Raw genomic sequence first — 18,439 nt, 5'->3', positions numbered from 1 at the left:
GCAAGACCCGAACGGCTAGGCGTCCTTGCTGTCCTCGACGATCGCGTGCTTCTGGATCAGTGGTAGCTGGGTCAGGGTGAAGATGAGGGTGATCGGCATGATGCCGAAGACCTTGAAGCTGACCCAGAAATCGGTCGAGAAGCTGCGCCAGACAATCTCGTTGATCGCGGCAAGCACGAAGAAGAACACGCCCCAGCGGAAGGTCAGCTTGCGCCAGCCTTCGTCCGTCAGGCGGAAAGCGCTGTCGAAGACGTAGCCGAGCAGGGCCTTGCCGAACAGCAAGCCGCCCAGCAGAACCGTACCGAACAGGCAGTTGACGATGGTCGGCTTCAGCTTGATGAAAAGGTCGTCGTGCAGCCACAGTGTCAGGGCGCCGAAGACGAGAACCACAGCGCCGGACACCAGCGGCATGATCGGCAGCCGCCGCGTCAGCCACAGCGATACGACCAGCGAGATGGTGATGGCCACCATGAAGGCCGCAGTTGCCAGGAAGATCGGCTTGCCGACTTCCTGCAGCACGGGAAAGGCCGCCGCGATCTGTTCGCCGCGGGCATTGAACAGGAAGAACACGCCGAGCGGTCCCAATTCCAGCGCCAGCTTCAGAAGCGGCGAGAGTTCCTTGCGGGTCGGGTCGTTCGGGGCGTGTTCGAATTCCATGTTTTTACGTTATCCTGTTCAGGAAGCCTGATTCCGGACATAGGTGATGGAGGGTGCCAGGGTCAAGGACTCCGGCCCGATTCGGAAAATAGAGCCGGAAATTTTCAAGGCCAGTAGAGAGACACCGGGAAGCGTGATCATGAAACGTTGGATGCTGTGCCTCGCCGCCACCCTGCTGTTTACGGCCCCTGCCTTTGCCGCGATGCCTCTACGCTGGGACCAGCTCAAGGATCCTCAGGCTGCAGCCTATGAAGACCCCTTTGCCGCGCTGAGCGGCTCGGAACTGCGGTCGCTCGGCACGGTGCTGCGGCTTCGCCAGCAATTGGACGAGATGGATGCGACTGACGGGGACCGTTCGACGTTCGAACAGCGTCTTCGGCAGGAAGAGGCCCAGCTTGCAGCGGCCGGCGTGCCGACGGACCAATTGTTGTCGCAGCGCTTCGAGGTGGCAAAGAAACGGGCTGCTGCGTCGCTTGCCGGCAACAAGGCTCTGGCCGGGAGGGACATCGAGATTACCGGCTATGTGATCCCCGTTCAGGAACCCGGCAGCGATGAGGTGATTGCCGGCTATCTGGTTCCCGAACAGGGCATGTGCAGCCACATGCCGGCGCCTGACCCCAACCAGATGATCCGGTACCGGCTGTCGACGGGCTGGCGGGCAGAATACGTCTATGAACCGGTCAGGCTGACCGGGCGTCTGTCTCTGAAAACAACCCGTCAGGAAATCACGCTCCTGGACGGTCAGGTCGACATGATCGCAGCCTTCGAGATGGAGGTCACCGGCGCCCAGAGCCTGGGTGAGGAGACATCCCCGGACCCGATGAGCCGGATCTGGAAATTCTTCAAGGGCCCGGTGCCGGAAAACTCCTGGAAGCACAAATAAAAAAGGCGCCGCAAGGGGGCGCCTTTTCCTGTGATTGAGCCTTTGGGCTCAGCCGTTGGCGATGTACTGGCCGCCGTTGATCGTCATCACCGCGCCGGTCATGAAGGCAGCTGCGTCAGACGCCAGGTAGACTACGGTCTGGGCGATTTCTTCCGGATGGCCAAGGCGACCGACCGGGATGCCGGAAATGATCGATTCCAGCACCTTTTCCGGCATGGCGGCAACCATGTCGGTGTTGATGTAGCCCGGGCAGACGCAGTTGACGGTGATGCCCTTGAAGGCGTTTTCCTGCGCCAGAGCCTTGGTGAAGCCAATCACGCCGGCCTTGGCGGCGGAGTAGTTCGCCTGGCCCATCTGGCCTTTCTGACCGTTGATCGACGAAATGTTGATGATGCGGCCGGAGGCGCGTTCGCGCATGCCGTTGATCACCGGCTTGGTCATGGTGAACATGGAATCGAGGTTCGTCGACAGGACTTCGCGCCACTGTTCGAAGCTCATCTTGTGGAACATGCCGTCACGGGTGATGCCGGCGTTGTTGACCAGCACTTCCACCGGCCCCAGTTCGCTTTCCACCTGGGCAATGCCTGCCGCGCAGGCGTCAGGATCGGATACGTCCCACTTGAAGACGTGAATGCCGGTTTCGGCCTTGAAAGCCTCCGCTTTTTCCGTGTTGCCGGCATATGTGGCCGCCACGGTGTAACCTGCGTCTTTCAAGCCTCGCGAAATTGCTTCGCCGATACCGCGTGTGCCACCCGTGACCAATGCGACCTTGCTCATTCCATTTCCTCCTGACTTCCTGTTCCGGGCCCTTTGGGCTCTCTGACATCAATTCAGTCTAGTTTGCTGTTCCCGATCATGGCCGGGCTTCCGGCCATGATCTTCCTTGCCGTGAGCTGCTTAGCGCTCCAGGCACATGGCGACACCCATGCCGCCGCCGATGCAAAGGGTTGCGAGGCCCTTCTTCGCGTCGCGGCGGTTCATTTCGTGCAGCAGGGTCGTCAGGATACGGGCGCCGGATGCGCCGATCGGGTGGCCGATGGCAATCGCGCCGCCATTCACATTGACGATGTCCGGGTTCCAGCCCATGTCCTTGTTGACCGCGCAAGCCTGAGCGGCAAAGGCTTCGTTGGCTTCCACGAGGTCGAGATCGGCAGCGGACCAGCCGGCTTTTTCAAGCGCCTTGCGCGATGCCGGGATCGGGCCGGAGCCCATGATTGCCGGATCGACGCCCGCAGTTGCCCAGGACGCGATGCGAGCCAGCGGCTTCAGGCCGCGCTTTTCGGCTTCAGCGGCACTCATCACCAGGATGGCAGCAGCGCCATCGTTGATGCCGGAGGCGTTGGCCGCTGTCACGGACCCATCCTTGGTGAAGGCCGGGCGCAGTTTCGCGACACTGTCCAGCGTTGCGCCGTGGCGGATGTATTCGTCATCCTCCACAACGCGCTCCGCACGGCGTTCGACGACGGTCACCGGGGTGATCTCGTCCTTGAACTTGCCGGCCTTCTGAGCGGCTTCAGCCTTGTTCTGGGAGGCAACGGCGAACTCGTCCTGCTGCTCGCGGTTGATCTGCCACTTCTCGGCGACGTTCTCGGCGGTCTGGCCCATGTGGTAGCCGTTGAAGGCATCCCAGAGGCCGTCCTTGATCATGGTGTCGATCATCTTGTAGTCGCCCATCTTGTAGCCGGAGCGCATGTGGGCGCAGTGCGGCGACAGCGACATGTTTTCCTGGCCGCCGGCCATCATGATGGTGGCATCGCCCGAGATAATCTGCTGCGCTGCAATGGCGACGGTACGAAGGCCGGAGCCGCAGACCTGGTTGAGCGTCCAGGCGGTGGCGCTGTCGGCAATGCCGGCCTTGATAGCTGCCTGGCGCGCCGGGTTCTGGCCCTGACCGGCCGTGAGGACCTGGCCGAACACGACTTCGTCGATGTCGCCGCCGTCGACGCCGGCCTGTTCCATGGCTGCCTTCATGACAATTGCACCAAGGTCATGCGCCGGGGTGTTGGCAAAAGCGCCAAGGAACGACCCCACGGGCGTGCGGGTCGCACTGACAATGACGATATCGGTGAAAGCGCTCATCATACTCTCCAGACTTGAGGCCAATTGACCGTAGTGGACTGGTGCCGTTGGGGCACCTGTCGATGCTTATTATGCGTCGACTAGAAACTGCGCCGGGATTTGTGTCAACCGTATCACTCCGTATCGAAGGCGTGTTTTCGCATTTGCGGTATCATCCTTTCGTCAGCGCACATAAAAAGGCTGGCACGATCCGATGCGATTGGCTTAGTCTCTTATCCGGAGGAGATGACAGGTCTGCGAAAGCCTTGTCGTCAAATGGGAAACTAGCCAAAAGGCTGATAGGCGGAATTCACGTATGGCCAAGACCAACGAGCCGACAATCATCAAGAAATACGCCAACCGGCGACTCTACAACACGGGCACGAGCACCTATGTGACGCTCGAAGACCTGGCGGTGATGGTGAAGGGGGAGGAGGACTTTGTCGTCTATGACGCAAAGTCCGGTGAAGACATCACACGGTCGGTCCTGACCCAGATTATATTCGAACAGGAAGGCAAGGGGCAGAACCTTCTGCCCGTTACGTTTCTCCGTCAGCTGATCCGTTTTTACGGGGACAGCATGCAGGGTCTCGTGCCGAGCTTCCTGGAATACTCCATGACCTCGCTCACCAAGGAGCAGGAAAAGCTGCGCTCGCAGATGAGCGAAGCTTTCGGCGCAACGGCTTTCGAGGCCATCGAGGATCAGGTCAAGCGGAACACGGAAATGTTCGAACGGGCCATGAAGATGTTCATGCCCTTTCCGGCCGCAGGCGGCGACACGGCTGCATCTTCCAACCCGGCAAGCACGGCCAAACCGGCAAAGTCCGGTGGCAGCGATCTCGATGAGATGAAGCGTCAGCTGGAAGACATGCAGAAAAAGATCAACCAGCTCAGCGAAAAGTCCTGAGGCGTTCAAAACGCCTGACATGAGCTGTGATCAAGCCTGCCGAAACGTCACCATCGCTGCGCTTGGCAATGCGCCGGCGGCGATGGATACCCTGGAAACCTGGTTCATCGACGAATGGCCGGGCTGGTATGGCCCTGACGGGCCAGGCGACGCGCGGCAGGACCTGGAAAAATGCCTTCAGCCCGGCACCCGGCTGCCTCGCTGTCTGGTTGCACTGGATAGTGGAGACAGGCCGTTGGGCACGGTTTCGCTTCGCGATACCTCGCCGGGATCGGACCTTTATCGGGGAGCCTGGCTGACCGCGCTGCTGGTGCATCGCGATTTCCGGAAAGCGGGGATCGGCGCTGAGCTCGTTGCCGCCGCCGAAAGGCAAGCAAAACAGCTCGGGTTTCCGGAAATTCTGACTGCGACGGCGACAGCCCGGTCGCTCGTCCTCAAGCGCGATTGGCTGCTGGTCGAAACGCTGCACCCGGAAACGAGGCCTTTGGGCATCTACCGGAAAACTCTGGAAGCTGATTGAGCCTTGTCCGCCCTCTTCAGGTTGCCGGCTCGTCGCGCAGCGCTGATTGCAGCAGCTTCCCCCAACCTCATCCTGAAAGGCACGACCGACGGTCAGGATGAGGTTACGTGGAGAAGTCCTTCTTAGCCGCAGTCGGCGACCAGCTTGGCGGCTTCAATACCGGCGACCGCGCAGGCTTCGTCATTGTCGGAGGTGTCTCCGGTAATGCCGACGGCGCCGAGGGTTTCGCCCTCATCGTTCTTCACGAGAACACCGCCTGGCACCGGAACGATGGCGCCGCCGGAAACACCGTTCAGCGCATTGACGAAATGCGGACGGGATTCTGCGTTGGCATTCAGCCATCGGGTGCCGGTGCCGACGGCCAGCGCGCCAATGGCTTTGCCCGTGGCAATCTGCGGACGCATGATCGAGGAACCGTCCTGGCGCTTGAGCAGGATTGCATGGCCACCGGCATCGAGCACAGCGACGGTAAGCGGCTTGAGAGACAGCTCGGCTGCCTTTTCAAAAGCGGCGGAAATGATGATTTCTGCCGTTGATAATGTCAGTTTGCGCATTTTCCCTCTTCTCCTTAAGGTGCTGGCCGCGATACCGATTTGCTAACAGATCACGGCATTGGCGAATAGGCGGCAATCCCGAGAAGCTATTGCTGCATTTCGGAAAGAAAGACAGTGCGGGCAGGAGACATTCAGTGAAGCGTGATTTTCAGGCTCCGGGCCGGTCCCCGGTTTTTGCGCGGGAAGCGGCGGTTGCGACCTCTCATCCTCTTGCGACAAGTGCGGCTCTGGAAGTGCTTCAGGCTGGCGGCAATGCCGTCGATGCCGCCATCGCGGCGGTTGCCGTCCAATGTGTCGTCGAACCGCATATGACCGGCATCGGCGGCGACTGTTTTGCCATCGTGATGGAGCCGGACGGCCGCTTGACGGGGTTCAACGGCTCAGGTGCTGCGCCGCGCGCCGCAAAGCCGCAAAAGCTGGCCGAACTGGGCGTGAAAGAGATCACCGACGGCTCGCCGCACGCCGTGACCGTTCCCGGCGCCATTCGGGCCTGGGAAACGCTGCTGAAGGCCCATGGCACCAAGAGCTTCAAGTCCCTGTTCAAACGGGCCATTCAATATGCCCGTGACGGCTTTCCCGTTGCCCCGCGCGTTGCCAGCGACTGGGCCGGCGAGGTTGACAAGCTGCGGGCCGACGAGCTTTCGGCCGCGCGCTACCTGATCAAGGGCGAAGCGCCGAAAACCGGCACCATCCTGAAATATCCGCATCTTGCAGACACCCTGTCGGCGATTGCCGAGGGTGGGGCTGACGCCTTCTACTCCGGCCCGATCGCCGATGACATCGTGAGTGCGCTGAAGTCTCGCGGCGGGCTGATGACCCATGACGATCTGGCCGCTTGCCATACGACGGCGGTATCGCCGGTTTTGAGAGACTACAGAGGCCATACGGTGGCCGAACTGCCGCCCAACGGGCAGGGCATCGTCGCCCTGATCATGCTCGGCATTCTGGAACGGTTCGACCTGGAAAGCCTCGATCCACTCGGCCCGGAGCGCTTCCACCTGGAAATGGAAGCGGCGCGCCTGGCCTATGGCGTGCGGGAACAGTTCATAACCGATCCGGGCTACATGGATGTGTGTCACACACGGCTGACCGGTGCCGACTATATCGAGCAGCTTGCCGGGCAGGTTTCGCTGACCAAGCGCATGACCTCCGTGCCGACAAGCGCGCTGGCCCCGCAGACCGATACGGTCTACCTGACGATTGTCGACAAGGACGGACTAGCGGTCTCCTTCATCAATTCCCTGTTCAGTTCCTTCGGCAGCGGCATCGTTGCTCCGGAAACCGGCGTGTTGCTGCATTGCCGGGGCAAGTCGTTCCGGGTGGAGCCCGGGCACGCCAATTCCATCGACGGCGGCAAGCGGCCGATGCATACGATCATCCCGGCGATGGTGCTGAAGGAGGGCGCGCCGTTCCTGTCCTTCGGTGTGATGGGAGGCCACTATCAGGCCTGCGGCCATGCGCATGTGCTGACCAACATCATCGACTACGGCATGGACGTTCAGGCAGCCATCGACTTCCCGCGCATGTTCTTCGACATGGCCCGCCATGAACTTCAGGCGGAAAGGCTCGTGCCACCGTCCACGCTGGACGGATTGCGTGCCCTTGGCCACTCCGTCGTGACTGCGAACAGCCCGATTGGCGGATCCCAGGCGATCATGATCAACAAGGCCCGGCATCTGCTCATGGCCGGGTCCGACCCGCGCAAGGACGGGCACGCCGCGGGCTATTGAGCCGGCGTCGTCAGGCGGTCTGGCCGCGTCAATTTGAACCTTGTGATTGCCGCCTAGCGGGTGTTTGGTGCGCCTGGACGCGCCGGTAATCATATGAGGTTTTCAAAATGCCCGGATTTACGAGGCGGGAGATCCTGCTTGGCGGCGCCGGAGCGCTGACCGCGTTTGCGGCCGGCGGGCTTGGCGCCAGGCAGGCGCTGGCTGCCGACCATAGCCTGACCCTTTCCAATCTCAATCATACCCTGCTGCCGGAAACGGTGACCGCGGACATGATGAGCTTCAGCCCTGGTGGAGCGCCCCCCGTGCTGCGCTTCCGCAAGGGGCAGACCACCACGATCGACGTTCACAACGCACTTGATGAGGCGTCGGTGGTGCATTGGCACGGGCTCAGAATCGCCAACAACATGGATGGCGTGCCCTATCTGACGCAATATCCCATCGAAGCCGGAAACTCCTACCGATACGAGTTCACGCCGCCGGACGCGGGCACCTTCTGGTATCACCCGCATTGCAACACGCTGGAACAGATCGCGCGTGGCCTGACCGGGGTCATCGTGGTGGAGGACGAGGAAGACGTCGGTTTCGACAGCGACCTGCCACTCAACATTCGCGATTTCCGTCTTGGTGGCGACGGCCAGTTCATTGCCTTTTACAAGCCCCGAAATGCCGCACGCGGTGGCACGCTGGGCACCGTATCGACGGTCAACTGGCGGCCTGAGCCTGTTTATGAACTTGCCGCGGGCAGCCTCGTGCGCCTGCGCCTGGCCGTCACCGACCTGACACGGGTTGGCACCTATACGATCTCCGGGGCGGAGGCGCTGGTGATCGCGCTCGACAGCAATCCGCTGCCGCAGCCGGTGGCGATGGACGAAATCGTGCTTGCGCCTGGCCAGCGCGCGGACGTTGCCCTGCGCGTGCCGGACAGCGAAGATAAGGTTGCCACGCTTGTTCTGAAAAAGCCGAATGGTGACAAGGTGCTGGCAACGTTCCAGCCGAAAGGCGCGTCCGCCGGCAGGGATTTGCGCGAACTGAAGCCGCTGTTACCCAACCCCGTACCCCTGGCGGATCTTGCCAATGCCGAGGTTCTGGATTTCGTGTTCGGCTGGTCGCCGGGTGGGGACGCGCCGCAGGCAAGCATTTGCGGTTCGCTCGGCTATACCTTCTGGTCGATCAACCGGGTTGCCTGGGGTGGGGATGTGCCGGGGCCGTTCGATCCCCTGGCGACCTTGCGGCACGGCAAGTCGTATATTCTGCGCTTCAGAAACGAGACGCCGAACGATCATCCGATCCATCTTCACGGCATGTCGTTCCAGCTGCTGCGGTCGAACAAGCGCAAGCTGCCGCCGCTGGTGACGGATACGGCGCTGCTGCTGGAAGAAGAAACGATGGAAGTAGCCCTGGTTGCCGACAATCCAGGCGACTGGGCGTTTCACTGCCATGTGATCGAACACCAGAAAACCGGCCTGGCCGGTTTTCTGCGCGTCGAAGCCTGAGCCGATTTGTGGCCGATCAGGCAGACAGGGATATGGTGAAGGAGCGTTCGTCGCCATCGTCGGCGGCGGACGCATATTGCGCGACGTGCAGCCGGCGCTCCAGCCAGGTTTCCTCATCAGGGCCATCGCCGGCCAGAAGCTGAGTGGCATATTCGGCATGAGCGCCGTGATAGGCATCGCGCCTCGAAGCGTGCGCAGCAATATGCGCGGGAACGGCATCCAGACCACTGAACAGACCGTTTGAGGCGGAACCGAAGCCGGTTCTTTCAGTGGGTGCGGTCACCGGCTTCTGCCGGATGCGCATGGGATGGATGGCGGATACGGGTCTTACTTGCATTTCAGTCTCCGGCGTGGGCCAGTCCGTGGCCAGTCTTTCGGAGGTCCGGGGAGTCCGGATCTGTCTTTCAATATAGGGTGTCCGGCAACAGATAAACGTGACGTGCATCACGCTTTGTCGGGTAAGGCGTTTGCCGGTTTCCGTAAGGGAGTAACGGTTGTCTGCCGAGTTTGTTCCGGGCTGACGTCATTTTGAATGGTGCTTCAATCCCAGGTGTCTGCAGTTCCCTCTGATAAGCCTCCTTCGCCTCATCCTGGGACTGCGCTGCGCGCTTCCACAAAGTCGGACTCGAAAGTGTCAAAGGACGCAATTGTCACGGTATCTGTCACGTACTTGCGCCCTTCTCAGTTGTCATCCCCGCGAAAGCGGGGACCCAGTAACCTCATGAGTTTGCTTTAAGGGCTCAATACTTACCTCACGGAGTCCTGGTTTCCCGCTTTCGCGGGAATGACAAATGTGGTTGAGGCAGTCTCCCCGGGCACCACTTTCGGGTCAGACACTCAGGATGAGGTTGGTGGGCAGGAGGCAAGCCGGAAGGCAACTCGCACCCACCTTGAGCGTTCGGTGCTGAACCCAAAAAATGCCCGGAGCAATGCCCCGGGCTGAAGGTCTCCAGTGGTACTTCTGGAACTGTAAGACGGTTGGCCTAGCGCTCGGTCTTGAGCAGCCGGCCGGCCGGCCGCTGGCGCGGCAGGGCGGCTGTGGCGCGGTAGGAGTTGATGCCGGTCAGAGGTTCAGTCTGCCTGCGGAACCTTGTCTGAGGCTCTCCATCGCGGGTCGCGATCAGATGGGCGAGAAAGATCGAGTTCGGACGGTAGCGCGCGCTGAAGGCAATCTGTTCACGCTCAAGCTCCGGTTCCACGGGAACGGGAAGATACGCGGCGAAAGTTGCCTGACGCTCGGATTCCGTCTCTCCCACGGAGGGACGCTTGCGCCTCACTTTGGCACGACCTGCAGAAGAAACCGGGTTAACTCGCACGATTTAACGCCTCTTTGTTTCAGAATGGCACGCCCTGGGCGGCCTCACCTGAAACGTCGCAATCACCGTGCCACGTTAACCTCTTGTTAACTTTTTGTCCGCAGAAAACAGCCGTTTCGTATTAATAATCGTTAACGAAGTGACGCAAAACCGGACACTTCTCGGTGAGAAACGGGGATAGCGGTGGTAACCGCGGACAGCCTGTTGCAGCCGGGCTCCCTTCCTGAAGGCAAGGGGAATCGGGTCTATTGGGGGCGGAAGACTCAGCCTGAACGATGTTCCGACAGCTCTGGCAGCCGGACCGCGAGTGGCAGAGAGAAGTCTTCGGCCGTCAGTTTTTCGGTCTTCAGAAGATGCTGCAGGCTCACGGCAACCGACATGGCATCGTCGAGAGCGTCGTGCTGCCGGCCGTCCGGTGTGCCTAGGCCGAAATATTCCGCCAGACGCCCGCTCGTCATTTGGCCCATATCCGCAAGGGGGATGCCTGCATTCAAGATAAGCCCGATGGCATTGCCGAAGCGGTGGGCGGGGATTGGCGGTGTCAGGCCTTCGATATAGGAGCTGATCGCCAGAAGGGTGAGTTCGTCCTTGCCCCAGGACCAGAAATTCGCCCCCTCTGAGAAATCCGCGAATCTTTCCAGTGCGTCGACGTGGGCAATGCCTTCGCGGTCGATGTCCGCCTGGGTTATGCCGGTCAGTTCCGTAAAGAACGGATCCACATTCGGATGCGCACCGAACCTGTCCCGCGGTTTGATCAGGACGTTGAAGGTATCCAGAATGTCATATCCGCCCTGCAGAGAAAGTTTCACCGCCCCGATCTGGGCGACATTCGGATCCGGATCCAGCGGGCCGCACCATTGCCGGCGCATGGCGCCGGGCGCGGTCAGATATTCGCAGTCGTAAATGATCACGTGATGCATGCAAAAAGGATCCGATGGGTCAAACGAAGGAAAAATACAGGGCGGCAACAAACAGCAGAACCGTTGAGTAGAACGTAAGCGCGAAACCGAAAGATCTGGCTGCGGCCCCCTGAGCATAGCCGTGCCAGAACAGCGCACGTCCGCACCAGAACAGGAGAGCGGCGGCAGGCAAGGCACCGAGATACCCGGCTGGCGCCAGCGCCGCGAAGGCGAGATAGGTCAGGGCGGCCAGCGCGGTTTGTTCCAGCGTGTTCTGGAGCACGGCCTGCAGCACCCTGGCCTTGGCGGTTCCAGACGTCAGCCCGCTGCCGTCGATATCCTCAGGGGTGAAAAAGCGATGCCGTGCCAGAAGGCCGATGGACATCAGCAGCCAGAACGCGCTGGCAAGCAGGCACTGGGCGACCAGCGTAAAGCGGGCCTGTGGCGAGCCGTCCGGCAGCCAGTCCTGCGGATACTGAAAAGCGCCGAGGCCAAGACCGGTGGCCGCGACGATCACCGCCGCGATCATGCCTTTCCTGACACCCTGTTGTTTCGCTGTAAGGGGCATCCTGATGCCTTCAGATGCTGTGCCGACACAGGCAGGGGACCACACCCGGCTGCAAAAGGAAAGCGCGGCCGGCGGCCGGCCGCGCTTCCCGATGGATTATTTCCCTTGCCTGTCAGTCCGGTGCCTTGCCGGTCCAGGCGCTGCGGTCGATATCGAGATCCGCGAACTTGTCCGGGTTCAATACGGGCCGGGCGATGCCTTCACGGAGCTGGCTCTTGAAGTCGTCCAGGATCCGCTTGGCCGTCGGGAACAGCATCATCAGCGCCAGCAGGTTGACCACGGCCAGAACACCCATCAGCGGGTCGGAGAAGAAGAACACCGAGGTTGCATTCGGCGCCGTCGCCCCCAGGAACACGACACCCATGACGGCAACCCTGAGAACCTGCAGGGCCATGGTGCTGGATGTCATCGAGCTGAGCGCATTCTCGCCGAGGTAGTAGTTGTAGATGATGGAGCTGAAGGCGAAGAGAAGCACCGCGCCGGTGAGGAAATAGCTCGTCCAGTCCCCAAGGTGGGAGGCAAGCGACTGCTGGGTCAGAACCACGCCGTCAACGCCTTCAGCACCCGGCACATAGACATCGCCAAGCAGGATGATCAGCGCCGTGCAGGTGCAGATGATCATCGTATCGATGAAGACCGAGAACGACTGGGTGATGCCCTGGCTGATCGGATGGCGGACTTCCGCCGTCGCAGCCACGTTGGGCGCCGAGCCGAGGCCGGCCTCGTTGGAGAAGAGCCCGCGCCGCAGCCCTTGCGCAAGCGCAGCGCCCATGCCCCCGCCAACCACTTCTTCCAGCCCGAAGGCGTTCATGACGATTGTCGAGATGACAGCCGGCACTTCGGTGATGTTGAGCAGGATGACCAGCAGCGCCATGCCGATATAACCGACGGCCATGATCGGCACGATGATATCCGCTGCCTTGGCAATGCGGTGAATGCCGCCGAAGACGATCAGGCCGGTCAGCAGCGTCAGGCCGATGCCGGTCCAAAGACGGCCGATGCCGAGGCTTTCTTCCGCCGCGCCTGCCACCGTGTTGCCCTGAAAGGCGTTGAAGCCGAACGCAAAGGAGGCCATCAGGCAGAGGGCGTAGAGCACCGCGAGCCAGCGGTAGTCCGCGCCAAGGCCGTGAATGATGGTGCGGGCCGGTCCGCCGCGATAGGTGCCGTCACCGGTGGAGCGCTTGTAAAGCTGGGCGAGAGAACATTCGATCAGGCTGGTCGCCATGCCAACCAGAGCAACGGCCCACATCCAGAAGACCGCCCCTGGCCCGCCAAGGGTGATGGCTACCGCAACCCCGGCAATGTTGCCGCCGCCCACCCGGCCGCCGACAGACAGAAGCAGTGCTTCGCGGGCAGAGATCGCGTTGGGGTCGCCGGACTGGTTCTTGGAAGACAGAACCCGGAACATCCGCAAGAAGAAACGGAGTTGCACGAAACCGGTAACGACCGTGAAAAAGACGCCAATGACAACGAGAAATGGGATAAGTGCCCACCCCCATGTCAGGTCGCCGATAAGGGCGAAGAACGCCTCGACAAACTGCATGGAACCAACCCTCCTTTTTTGTTCCGCAAGGCTGACGAAAGGGCAGCTCTGCCGGAAGGGAAAGGGTAGGCTTCAAGTTCCGGCGTTTGCAATAAAAAAGAGAAAGGCCTGATTTTGCAGCTCTGAATTGCCAGCTTCGCCTGTTTGCTGCCGGCAAACAAAAAACGCGGCTCGAAAGAACCGCGTTTTTCAGATCGGATCGGGACCTCTGCCTTAAGCGGCCAGAGCGCCCTGTGCCTGATCAACCAGGGCCTTGAAGGCATCCGGCTGGTTGATGGCGAGATCGGACAGAACCTTGCGGTCGACTTCGATGCCGGCCTTGTTCAGACCGTCGATGAAGCGGCCATAGGTCATGCCGTGCTGGCGGGTTGCCGCGTTGATGCGCTGGATCCAGAGCGAACGGAAGTTGCGCTTCTTGGCCTTGCGGTCGCGGTAAGCGTATTGAGCTGCCTTTTCGACAGCCTGCTTCGCAACGCGGATGGTGTTCTTGCGGCGGCCGTAATAACCTTTTGCGGCCTTAAGAACTTTCTTGTGACGAGCGTGGGCGGTAACGCCCCGTTTGACGCGTGACATTTAGGTGATCTCCTTCGGGGCTGGCTTTACGCGTAGGGCAGGAACTGCTTCACGATCTTTGCATCCTGGTCGCTCAGCGTGGTGGTACCACGGGCGTCGCGGATGAACTTGTTCGTGCGCTTGATCATGCCATGGCGCTTGCCGGCCTGCGCGGCCTTCACCTTGCCGGTCGCAGTCAATTTGAAGCGCTTCTTGGCGCCGGACTTCGTCTTCAGCTTGGGCATTTTGCATCCTTTCCTTGGTGCATCCGTTCAGAACGGATACTCTTTTGTTGGTGCATTCAGAGCCGACACGGCATGCCCTTGGTTGTCGAAAACGGTCTGCGCAAGAACACAGAAATCCAGTCCACGACGAGCCGGACGACTCTGGACCGGGCGCTTATATGGGAGCTTTCCCCCGAATGCAACCGGTTTCCGCGCCTTTTTAGCGGTTTGAGCCGCGTTTTGGCGGGCGATCTCCGCGACCAATTGAGACGCCGCGGAGATGAGTTGCGGGAGCGCAAGGCGGATCAGGCGGCCAGGTCGCACGCCTGCCGGGCGGCCTGAAGACTGGCCGAGACCTTTTCAGGATCGGCAATAGTGCCCTGAACGGCGATGAAGCGGATATCTTCAACGCCCAGGAACGACAACAGGAACTTGAGGTAAGGCTGCACGAAATTGGCGGCGGCAAAGGGCTCGCCATCGAGATAGCCTTCAGCGCCATAGGCGGAGATCACCACGGCGCGCGGGGTTCTTGCAAGGCCCTGAAAACTGGTGCCGTCATAGGAAAACGTGTGTCCGACGCGAACGATCTGGTCGATCCAGGCCTTGAGGGCCGCCGGAACCGAGAAATTGTAGATCGGTGCGGCAATCAGCAGGGTGTCGGCTTCCTGGAGTTCTGCGATCAACGCATCGGAGAGCGCCGTTGCCTGCTTCAGGTCCGCCGTCATGCATTGGGGCTCGGTATAGAAGCCTTCGATGGTCCTTTGGCTGATGATCGGGATGGAGCCGTCGGCAACATTGCGCGTGATGACGCGGCAATCGGGGTGTTTGCGGCGGTAGCTTTCCTCGAAATGATCGGCAATGGCGGTGGAATGCGAGCCGGTCTGGCGGGAGCTGGAATTGATGCGCAGAAGCAGTGTCATGCGGGTATCTCCGGATTTGGATGAGGTCCGCAGGCTATTTCTGCGATTGTGCGCGAAAAATACTGTGGCTTGCAGGATATTCATGCTTATTCTGCATGAATGGACCTGCAAGCACTCAAGACAATCCTGCTCGTTCGCGACCTCGGCAGCCTGGCGGCCGCCGCGCGGGCGCTGGATCTCGATGCCTCGAATGTTTCCCGCACCGTGTCTTCGGTCGAACGGGAGCTCGGCCAGCGGCTTTTCCAGCGCAGCACGCGCAAACTGTCGCTGACAGAGGCGGGAGAAGCCTATCTGCAGCGGGTTGCACCCCTTGTCGAGGAAATCGAGGCCGCGAACGAGGATATCGCCGCCAGAAGCCGGCAGCCACGCGGGATCTTGCGCATGACGGCGTCGGTCGCCTTTGTGCTGGAGGGGATCGTGCCGCTTCTGCCGAAATTTCAGGAGCTTTATCCGGATATCTCGATCGAGCTTTTTCCCTCCGACAGCAATCTTGATCTTCTGGCCGAAGGCCTGGACCTTGCAATTCGTCTGGCGGCGGCGCCAAAGGGCGATCTCATTTCCACGAAGCTGCTGCAAACCCGCTACCGGGTGGTCGCGTCGCCCGGCTATCTATCCGGGGAAGGTCACCCGGAAGCGCCCGGCGATCTGTCAGTGCGCAATTGCCTGTGTTTTGCCCTCCCGGATTTTCGCAACGCCTGGCGGTTCAGGCTGGGGGACGACGCGCCCTTCGATGTGGACGTGTCCGGCAGAACGACAATCGCAAGCGCACTTGCGCTGCGTGAAGCTGCCAGGCTCGGGCTTGGCCCGGCCTTGCTGGCCGACTGGCTGATTGGCAATGATCTGAAGGAGGGCAAGCTGGTCGACCTCTTTCCCGCCTACGCCTGCGCACCAGCCAATTTCGAGACCGCCGCCTGGATCCTCTATCCAAGTCGGGCCTATCTGCCGCTCAAGGTGCGGGTGATGATCGATTTCCTGAAAGCGGAGTTTGGGCGCTCCGGAGCCTGAGTGCTTGCACAAAGGCCAAGCCATTTCGCTATCGAGATTTCATGCTGGCGCAGGAAAAAGCAGTGGCGGCCTGAGGGGCTCCTGGCAGACGATCTGAAGAGCTTTGCCCGGGCAGGCATGCTGTCCACCCGGGCAAGACGCCGTGTCAGGCGTTTACGTCGACGACAACGCGGCCTTTGACCTGGCCTTTCAGAATATCGGCGCCAAGCGCCGGCAGATCTTCAAGCGTTGCCGGTTGGATCATCGCTTCCAGCTTGTCCATTGGCAGGTCCTTTGCCAGCCGTTCCCAGGCTTTCGGGCGGCCACCGTACGGCTTCATGACGCTGTCGATGCCCAGCAGATTGACACCGCGCAGCAGGAACGGGATGACCGTTGCCGGCAGGTTGGCGCCGCCCGCAAGGCCGACGGCAGCAACGGAGGCGCCGTATTTCATCTGCCCGAGAACCCGGGCAAGCATCGGGCCGCCGACAGCATCGACACAGCCGGCCCATGTTTCGCTTTCCAGCGGACGCTTGATCGTTTCGGCAACATCGTCGCGCGGCACCACACGGGCCGCGCCAAGGGACTTCAAATAATCCCAGGTGCTTTCCCGTCCGGTGACAGCGGCAACCTCATATCCCAGATTGGCCAGAATGGCGGTTGCCACAGACCCGACGCCACCTGCTGCGCCCGTGACCAGCACAGGACCGTTTTCCGGCTTCAGCCCGTGCTCCTCCAGCGCCATGACGGCAAGCATGGCGGTGAAGCCTGCCGTGCCGATGGCCATGGCGTTGCGCGTGGTCAGACCTTCGGGCAGGGGCACCAGCCACTCGCCCTTGACCCGTGCCTTCTGGGCATAGCCGCCCCACCAGGCTTCGCCCACGCGCCAACCGGTCAGCACCACCTTGTCGCCCGGTTTGTACCAGTCGTCGGAGCTTTCCTCGACCGTGCCGGCAAAGTCGATGCCGGGCACATGCGGATAGTTTCTGACCAGGCCGCCCCCCGGGCCAAGGCACAGGCCGTCCTTGTAGTTGAGCGTGGAATATTCCACGGCAACGGTGACATCGGCTTCCGGCAGCCGGCTTACGTCGATGTTCTCAATCGAGGCGTGGGTTTTGCCGTCTTCGTCCTTGTCGACAATCAGTGCCTTGAAGGTCATGAGCTGTTCCCTTTTCTCTGCGGTTTCAGGCAGCGGCTTCCGCGGCCGGGCCGGACCAGTCGATCTGGCAGATTTCAGCACTTCTGCCGTCAAAATCCCAGACCCGGCCATAAGCGCGCACGCGCCCCTGGTTGGCGGTGGCGACCGTTATGTCCGATCCCATCCAGTATTCGGTGTTCCTGACGACGATATCCTCGTCCGGATTGGCGCCGCGTACCGGCTCCACCTCGCCCTTGATCGCCTTGCCGACGATTAGACGGCGTTTCTTGCCTTCGTTGGTGTAGGAGACCGGAGCGCGTTCGGCGCCCAGAAACTCGCTGACCAGAACCCGGAACAGGCCGGTGGTGCCCTTGGCCTGGCCGGAGAAGATCTTGATCAACCCGTCATAGGCCGCTTCGCTGGCGCGCTCGTCGATATAGGCGGCCGCCTTCCAGTTGCCGCGGGCCATCAGGCCGGGAATTTCCAGAACCAGGCCGACATTGAGCCCGGAGAGGTCCTCGCCTTCATAGTGGCCTTCGTCAATGCGCACGCCCGCCCAGGCCTGGCAGTAACCCTCGGTGGGCGGGTGTTTGCCGAGCGACACCACGCAGGGGCAGAAGACGGTGCAGTTGCAATTGAGGATCAGCTCCCCGCGGATGGACCAGCCGGTCATGGTTTTCTCCCTATATGGTTATTGGCAATAGCGGCAGAACCAGAACAACCAGTCCGGCCAGAATGAGGAAAACGCCGAGTGGTGCGGTTAGTTTCGCACCGATGTCGGGAAGTTTTTCCAGCGTCATCAGCACCATGGCGAGCCCCATGAAGGCGAGGTTCATGGTGCCGGCAACAAAGGCAAGCAGCATCAAGGCCCAGCAGCAGCCAAGGCAGACAGCACCAAGCCTGAGGCCAAGCGAAAGCCCGCCCCGGGCCCCCGGCTGCCAATGGCTGAAGAAGAAGGTCAGCGGGTTCCGGCAGGAACTGAGGCAGGCCTGCTTGAGCCGGCTGAACTGGTAAGTCCCCGCCAGCAGTAGCAGGGCCGCGTTCAAGGAATTGGACACGGATTTGCCGAATGGATCGAGCAGGGTCTGCCCCGCCAGCCAGACCTGCAGAGACCCGGCCAGACCCGAAAAGCCGAGCCAGACAGCCAGATAGCCGCCCACCAGTGCGGCCAGCGGCAGGCTGCCGGCAGCGGCCGTCTGCGTCAGTTGCGCATAAGTGCGAAAGGCGGGAAAGGCCGTTGGCGCCATCATCGCCAGGGCCATCAGGGCCCACATCAGGACGGCGGCCCCGAAGCCGGCATTTGCGGCCGTTGCCGAGCACAGCGACAGGAACGCCTCCAGCGGCTGTCCAGCAAGCTGCCAGCCTGCCGTTTCCCGCAAGCCGTCTGCCTGCATGGCGAACAGCACGGCCCAGGCCGCCAGGATGGCGGCGTAAAAGGTCAGCCAGAGCATTCTGCTGCCAGGCATGAGCCGTGCCACGGTGTCCACCCGATC

At 61.3% G+C, this 18,439-nt stretch carries 21 protein-coding genes; 6 read left to right on the top strand and 15 right to left on the bottom strand.

What is annotated here, in order from left to right; genetic code table 11:
* Positions 1-15: 15 nt before the first annotated feature.
* Complete coding sequence (locus SIAM614_RS17805) at positions 16-657, bottom strand: septation protein A (protein ID WP_006936659.1); 642 nt, start codon at positions 655-657, stop codon at positions 16-18.
* A 139-nt stretch (positions 658-796) separates the two neighbouring features.
* Here SIAM614_RS17805 and SIAM614_RS17800 point away from each other — a divergent pair, with 139 nt between their 5' ends.
* Positions 797-1,540: a DUF3299 domain-containing protein gene (locus tag SIAM614_RS17800; RefSeq protein ID WP_157139932.1), complete on the top strand. Its 744-nt coding sequence runs from the start codon at positions 797-799 to the stop codon at positions 1,538-1,540.
* Positions 1,541-1,588: 48 nt separating this feature from the next.
* Here SIAM614_RS17800 and phbB read toward each other — a convergent pair whose 3' ends face one another.
* Together phbB and SIAM614_RS17790 are read right to left on the bottom strand one after the other, a co-directional pair.
* Complete coding sequence (gene phbB / locus SIAM614_RS17795) at positions 1,589-2,317, bottom strand: acetoacetyl-CoA reductase (protein ID WP_006936655.1); 729 nt, start codon at positions 2,315-2,317, stop codon at positions 1,589-1,591.
* Between the two features lie 120 nt (positions 2,318-2,437).
* Entirely contained in the window at positions 2,438-3,619 is a 1,182-nt protein-coding gene (locus tag SIAM614_RS17790) for an acetyl-CoA C-acetyltransferase (protein WP_040440547.1), read from the bottom strand.
* Between the two features lie 295 nt (positions 3,620-3,914).
* On the opposite strand from SIAM614_RS17790, the gene phaR reads away from it, so the two are divergent.
* Positions 3,915-4,505 carry a polyhydroxyalkanoate synthesis repressor PhaR gene (gene phaR / locus SIAM614_RS17785; RefSeq protein WP_006936650.1) on the top strand — a complete coding sequence of 197 codons (591 nt, stop codon included), beginning with the start codon at positions 3,915-3,917 and terminating at the stop codon, positions 4,503-4,505.
* 19 nt (positions 4,506-4,524) lie between these two features.
* The gene (locus tag SIAM614_RS17780; RefSeq protein ID WP_006936648.1) at positions 4,525-5,025 is read left to right on the top strand and encodes a GNAT family N-acetyltransferase; all 501 of its coding nucleotides are present in this window, start codon (positions 4,525-4,527) and stop codon (positions 5,023-5,025) included.
* Positions 5,026-5,147: 122 nt separating this feature from the next.
* Here SIAM614_RS17780 and SIAM614_RS17775 read toward each other — a convergent pair whose 3' ends face one another.
* Complete coding sequence (locus tag SIAM614_RS17775) at positions 5,148-5,579, bottom strand: GlcG/HbpS family heme-binding protein (protein ID WP_006936646.1); 432 nt, start codon at positions 5,577-5,579, stop codon at positions 5,148-5,150.
* A gap of 134 nt (positions 5,580-5,713) precedes the next feature.
* On the opposite strand from SIAM614_RS17775, the gene ggt reads away from it, so the two are divergent.
* Together ggt and SIAM614_RS17765 are read left to right on the top strand one after the other, a co-directional pair.
* Positions 5,714-7,309 carry a gamma-glutamyltransferase gene (ggt, locus tag SIAM614_RS17770; RefSeq protein ID WP_006936643.1) on the top strand — a complete coding sequence of 532 codons (1,596 nt, stop codon included), beginning with the start codon at positions 5,714-5,716 and terminating at the stop codon, positions 7,307-7,309.
* Positions 7,310-7,416: 107 nt separating this feature from the next.
* Positions 7,417-8,802 carry a multicopper oxidase family protein gene (locus tag SIAM614_RS17765; RefSeq protein WP_006936641.1) on the top strand — a complete coding sequence of 462 codons (1,386 nt, stop codon included), beginning with the start codon at positions 7,417-7,419 and terminating at the stop codon, positions 8,800-8,802.
* A 16-nt stretch (positions 8,803-8,818) separates the two neighbouring features.
* On the opposite strand, the gene SIAM614_RS17760 is transcribed toward SIAM614_RS17765, so the two are convergent.
* The 8 genes from SIAM614_RS17760 to SIAM614_RS17720 form a co-directional block, all read right to left on the bottom strand.
* Positions 8,819-9,139: a hypothetical protein gene (locus SIAM614_RS17760; RefSeq protein ID WP_157139931.1), complete on the bottom strand. Its 321-nt coding sequence runs from the start codon at positions 9,137-9,139 to the stop codon at positions 8,819-8,821.
* 646 nt (positions 9,140-9,785) lie between these two features.
* Positions 9,786-10,058: a hypothetical protein gene (locus SIAM614_RS17755; RefSeq protein WP_006936639.1), complete on the bottom strand. Its 273-nt coding sequence runs from the start codon at positions 10,056-10,058 to the stop codon at positions 9,786-9,788.
* 323 nt (positions 10,059-10,381) lie between these two features.
* Complete coding sequence (locus tag SIAM614_RS17750) at positions 10,382-11,038, bottom strand: 3'-5' exonuclease (RefSeq protein WP_006936638.1); 657 nt, start codon at positions 11,036-11,038, stop codon at positions 10,382-10,384.
* A 19-nt stretch (positions 11,039-11,057) separates the two neighbouring features.
* Positions 11,058-11,585, bottom strand: coding sequence for an MAPEG family protein (locus SIAM614_RS17745; protein WP_040440546.1), 528 nt, complete (start codon positions 11,583-11,585; stop codon positions 11,058-11,060).
* Between the two features lie 112 nt (positions 11,586-11,697).
* Positions 11,698-13,128 carry an alanine/glycine:cation symporter family protein gene (locus SIAM614_RS17740; RefSeq protein WP_006936636.1) on the bottom strand — a complete coding sequence of 477 codons (1,431 nt, stop codon included), beginning with the start codon at positions 13,126-13,128 and terminating at the stop codon, positions 11,698-11,700.
* Between the two features lie 213 nt (positions 13,129-13,341).
* A complete protein-coding gene (gene rplT, locus SIAM614_RS17735; RefSeq protein ID WP_006936626.1) occupies positions 13,342-13,701 on the bottom strand; it encodes a 50S ribosomal protein L20 in 360 nt (119 codons plus the stop codon).
* A gap of 26 nt (positions 13,702-13,727) precedes the next feature.
* Complete coding sequence (rpmI, locus tag SIAM614_RS17730; protein WP_006936619.1) at positions 13,728-13,925, bottom strand: 50S ribosomal protein L35; 198 nt, start codon at positions 13,923-13,925, stop codon at positions 13,728-13,730.
* Positions 13,926-14,209: 284 nt separating this feature from the next.
* The gene (locus SIAM614_RS17720; RefSeq protein WP_157139930.1) at positions 14,210-14,824 is read right to left on the bottom strand and encodes an FMN-dependent NADH-azoreductase; all 615 of its coding nucleotides are present in this window, start codon (positions 14,822-14,824) and stop codon (positions 14,210-14,212) included.
* Positions 14,825-14,923: 99 nt separating this feature from the next.
* Here SIAM614_RS17720 and SIAM614_RS17715 point away from each other — a divergent pair, with 99 nt between their 5' ends.
* Complete coding sequence (locus SIAM614_RS17715; protein WP_006936617.1) at positions 14,924-15,829, top strand: LysR family transcriptional regulator; 906 nt, start codon at positions 14,924-14,926, stop codon at positions 15,827-15,829.
* Positions 15,830-15,974: 145 nt separating this feature from the next.
* Here SIAM614_RS17715 and acuI read toward each other — a convergent pair whose 3' ends face one another.
* From acuI to SIAM614_RS17700, 3 genes are read right to left on the bottom strand one after another with little or no spacing between them, the layout of a single operon-like run.
* Positions 15,975-16,967 carry an acryloyl-CoA reductase gene (gene acuI, locus SIAM614_RS17710; protein WP_040440544.1) on the bottom strand — a complete coding sequence of 331 codons (993 nt, stop codon included), beginning with the start codon at positions 16,965-16,967 and terminating at the stop codon, positions 15,975-15,977.
* 25 nt (positions 16,968-16,992) lie between these two features.
* Positions 16,993-17,619, bottom strand: coding sequence for a DUF1326 domain-containing protein (locus SIAM614_RS17705; protein WP_006936615.1), 627 nt, complete (start codon positions 17,617-17,619; stop codon positions 16,993-16,995).
* 10 nt (positions 17,620-17,629) lie between these two features.
* Positions 17,630-18,412, bottom strand: coding sequence for a DUF2182 domain-containing protein (locus SIAM614_RS17700; protein WP_040440565.1), 783 nt, complete (start codon positions 18,410-18,412; stop codon positions 17,630-17,632).
* Positions 18,413-18,439: the final 27 nt, after the last annotated feature.

Source organism: Roseibium aggregatum IAM 12614, assembly GCF_000168975.1.
Lineage (GTDB): Bacteria > Pseudomonadota > Alphaproteobacteria > Rhizobiales > Stappiaceae > Roseibium > Roseibium aggregatum.
Note: the sequence above shows the minus strand (reverse complement) of the source record. Positions and strands in the feature narration are given on the sequence as shown.